5 protein-coding genes are annotated in these 3,719 nt (G+C 65.2%); 2 read left to right on the top strand and 3 right to left on the bottom strand.

Features of this window, described 5'->3' with window-relative positions; genetic code table 11:
• The coding region (gene argJ / locus HKL97_RS08920; protein WP_291424508.1) for a bifunctional glutamate N-acetyltransferase/amino-acid acetyltransferase ArgJ at positions 1 to 847 on the top strand (847 nt) is incomplete at its 5' end.
• Between the two features lie 13 nt (positions 848 to 860).
• On the opposite strand, the gene rnhA is transcribed toward argJ, so the two are convergent.
• Positions 861 to 1,337 carry a ribonuclease HI gene (rnhA, locus tag HKL97_RS08915; protein WP_291424506.1) on the bottom strand — a complete coding sequence of 159 codons (477 nt, stop codon included), beginning with the start codon at positions 1,335 to 1,337 and terminating at the stop codon, positions 861 to 863.
• A complete protein-coding gene (locus HKL97_RS08910; protein WP_291424504.1) occupies positions 1,327 to 2,286 on the bottom strand; it encodes a homoserine kinase in 960 nt (319 codons plus the stop codon). Before HKL97_RS08910 ends, rnhA begins: the two co-directional genes overlap by 11 nt.
• Positions 2,287 to 2,331: 45 nt before the next feature.
• Between HKL97_RS08910 and HKL97_RS08905 the strand changes: the two genes are divergently transcribed.
• Entirely contained in the window at positions 2,332 to 2,898 is a 567-nt protein-coding gene (locus HKL97_RS08905; protein ID WP_291424502.1) for a hypothetical protein, read from the top strand.
• Between the two features lie 38 nt (positions 2,899 to 2,936).
• On the opposite strand, the gene HKL97_RS08900 is transcribed toward HKL97_RS08905, so the two are convergent.
• Positions 2,937 to 3,719: rod shape-determining protein (locus tag HKL97_RS08900; protein ID WP_291424500.1), on the bottom strand; the 783-nt coding region annotated here is incomplete at its 5' end.

The following is a 3,719-nucleotide window of genomic DNA, read 5'->3' as shown; positions in this document are numbered from 1 at the left end:
GCTGCCGGCGCATAAAATTGTCGCGGTGCTGGATACGCTGAAAGCCAGCCTGGCCGAAGACCGCTTCGCCGAGGCGGCGCAAGCCATTATGACCACCGATACCTTCCCCAAAGCCGCCACCCGCACCGCGCGGCTGGGCGGGGTGGAGGTGCGCGTCACCGGCATCGCCAAGGGCAGCGGCATGATCGCGCCTGATATGGCGACCATGCTCTCCTTCATCTTCACCGATGCCGCGATCCCCGCGCCCGCCCTGCAGGCGATGCTGAGCAAGGGGGTGAGTACCACCTTCAACTGCATCACCATCGACTCCGACACCTCCACCTCTGACACGGTGCTGCTCTTCGCCACCGGCCAGGCGGGCAACGCCCCCACCGAGGACTCCGGCGAGCTGGGCGATTTCCGCCGTGCCCTGCATGAGGTGATGCACGATCTGGCCCTCATGGTGGTGCGTGACGGCGAAGGCGCGCAAAAACTGGTGCAGATCACCGTGGACGGCGCTGTTTCCAACGCCTCGGCGCGCAAGATCGCCATGGCCATCGCCAACTCGCCACTGGTGAAAACCGCCATCGCCGGAGAAGACGCCAACTGGGGCCGGATCGTGATGGCCGTGGGCAAAGCCGGCGAACCGGCCGACCGCGACAAGCTCGGCGTCGCCGTTGGCGGCACCTGGATGGCGCAGGCCGGCGGCATCGTCCCGGGTTATGATGAAACCCCCGTGGTCGCCCATATGAAGGGGCGGGAAATCAACATCGAAGTCGATATCGGCCTCGGCCAGGGCCGCGCCACCGTGTGGACCTGCGACCTCACCCACGGCTACATCGACATCAACGGCTCCTACCGCAGCTAACCCCCGGGCGCAGCTAATCCCGGGCGCTGCGGGCATCAGCCTCAAGCATTTCGCGGGCCTGGGTGGCCAGCTCGTCAGCGCGCTCGTTCATCGGGTTGCCGGAATGGCCCTTCACCCAGCGCCAGTCGATCTCGTGCGGCTTGGCGGCCTCCAGGATGCGCTTCCACAGATCCATGTTCTTTACCGGATCTCCCCCCGCGGTGCGCCAGTTTTTGCGTACCCAGCCGGTGTGCCAGCGGGTAATGCCATCTTTGAGGTATTGGCTGTCGGTATGCAGCACAATGCGGCACGGCCGGGTGAGGGCGCCCAGCGCCTCGGCGGCGGCGGTCAGCTCCATGCGGTTGTTGGTGGTCTCAGCCTCGGCGCCGGCAAGCTCCTTCACCGCGCCTTTGAACTTGAGGATGGCCGCCCAGCCGCCAGGGCCGGGGTTGGGGCGGCAGCCGCCGTCTGTCCAGATCTCGACGGCGTTCTCGGATGGATCAGAGGCCATAGGCGGCGGCACCTTTTGCGGCGTTGTGGAAGCGCAGGCGCCGGTAGTAGTCCAGCGGGTCCTTGGGGGTGACCATGGCGCCAGGGGGCGTGTTCAGCCAGTCGTAGAGCCGGGTGAGCAGGAAGCGCATGGCGGCGCCCTGGGCGAGCACGGGCAGGGCGGCGGTTTCGGCTTCACTGAGAGCGCGGTGGGCCATGTAGCCGCGCAGCAGCGCGCGCGATTTGGTGACGTTGAAGCTGAAATCCTTCTCGAAGCACCAGGCGTTGAGACAGATGGCGATGTCGTAGGCGTAGATATCGGTGCAGGCAAAGTAGAAATCGATCAGCCCGGAGATCTCGCCATCGAGGAAAAATACGTTGTCGGGGAATAAATCGGCGTGGATATGCCCGCTGGGCAAGCCGCGCGGCCAGTTGGCGACGATACCGTGCAGCATCGAGTCCAGCTCCCGGCCAAGCCCGGCCTGCACGCTGTCAGCCTGGGGGGCGGATTTTTGCAACAAATCATTCCAGGCATCAGGACCCAGGGCGTTGGCGCGCTTGGGCGCAAACCCCTCGCCCGTCAGGTGCAGCCTGGCCAGCGCCGCGCCCAGCGGCTCGCAATGCTCCACCAGCACCCGGCGCGGCCACACGCCGGGCAGAAACGTGGTGATAGCGGCGATCTTCCCGGCCAGCGGGTTGAGGTTTTTGCCATCGCGCGCGCGCACGGGGAGCGGGCAGGAGAGCCCATGCGCGGCCAGATGCTCCATCAGACCCAGAAACCATGGCAGATCCGCCGGGTCGACGCGCTTTTCGTACAAGGTGAGAATGAAATCCCCCTGCGTCGTTTTCAGCGCGTAGTTGCTGTTCTCCACTCCCTCGGCGATGCCGCGGAAGGCAACCATCGAGCCGATGTTGTAGTGCGTGAGGAATTCGGCCAGGGCCTCGTCCGTAACTTCTGTATAAACCGCCATGGCGCGTAGATGACCTTTACAAAAAAATCTGGCAAGGGAGGTGCCATGAAACAGTTCACCGCCCCCCTGCTTTCGCTCGTCATCCTGGCCGCCCTCGCCGGTTGTGCCTCCACCCCGGCATCCTCTACCCCGGCCGCGGCGCCCGCCCCCAAGCCGGTTGTGCAGCAATATTGCCCGCAGGTGGCGGTGCTTGCCCAGGCGCAGAATTTAACCACCTTCCTGCCCGGCCGTTCCGATGTGGGCGCGCAGATTACCACCGCGCGGGTTACCGGAGTCGCGGGGTCCTGCCTGCTGAAGGTAAAGAAAAACCTGCTGGAGGTGACGTTCAGGGCCGGATTTAGCGCCAGCAACGGCCCCGCCAACCAGGGCGCGCCCATCACCTTGCCGTATTTCGTCGCCATTACCCAGGGCGATGCCATCGTGCAGAAAAATGACTACAGCATCACTCTGAAGTTCAACGGCAACGTCAGCACCGCGCAAGCGGCCACCAAGGAGATGAAGGTGGAGCTGCCCAACACGCCCGATAGCGCGCGGACGCAGATTCTTGTTGGGTTTGAGATGACGCCTGAGCAGCTCAGCTACGCCGCCGCTCATCCCGCCGCCGCGCCATAGGCCGGGCCGGCCGGGGATGAACCCCGGCCACGGGAGTTTTAATACATCGAGGACAGAACGGTGCGCAGGCGCTTGATTTCCTCCAGCGCGCGGCCGGTGCCCAGAGCGACGCATTGCAGCGGGTTTTCAGCCACCATCACAGGCAGGCCGGTGGAGACGCGCAGCACCTCGTCAAGCCGGTGCAGCAGGGCGCCGCCGCCGGTGAGCATGATGCCCTTATCGACGATATCAGCCGCGAGTTCCGGCGGGGTGTTCTCCAGCGCGACCTTCACGGCCTCGACGATCTGGCCCACCGGTTCGGCCAGGCTTTCGGCGATCTGGCGCTGGGTGACGGTGACCTCGCGCGGCACGCCGTTGATCAGGTCACGCCCTTTGACGAAACGTGAGGGGCCGTTATCGGCGCTGTCCATCCAGGCGGCGCCGATGTCCATCTTGATGCGTTCGGCCGAGCTTTCGCCGATCAGCAGGTTAAAGGCGCGGCGGATGTAGGAGATGATGGCTTCGTCCATCTTGTCGCCGCCGACGCGCACGGAGCGGGCGTACACGATGCCGCCGAGCGAGATGACGGCGACTTCGGTGGTGCCGCCGCCGATATCGACAACCATGGAGCCGGAGGGCTCGGTAACGGGCAAATTGGCGCCGATGGCCGCGGCCATGGGTTCCTCGATGAGGAAGACCTTGCGCGCGCCGGCTGATTCAGCGGCTTCCTGGATGGCGCGGCGCTCCACCGCGGTGGAGCCGGAGGGGACGCAGATGATGATGATGGGCGAGGAGAAGCCGCGGCGGTTATGCACCTTGCGGATGAAGTGCTTGATCATCTC

The sequence above is a fragment of the Acidocella sp. genome (genome assembly GCF_013044125.1).
GTDB lineage: Bacteria > Pseudomonadota > Alphaproteobacteria > Acetobacterales > Acetobacteraceae > Acidocella.
This window is presented reverse-complemented; position numbering and strand designations above follow the sequence as displayed.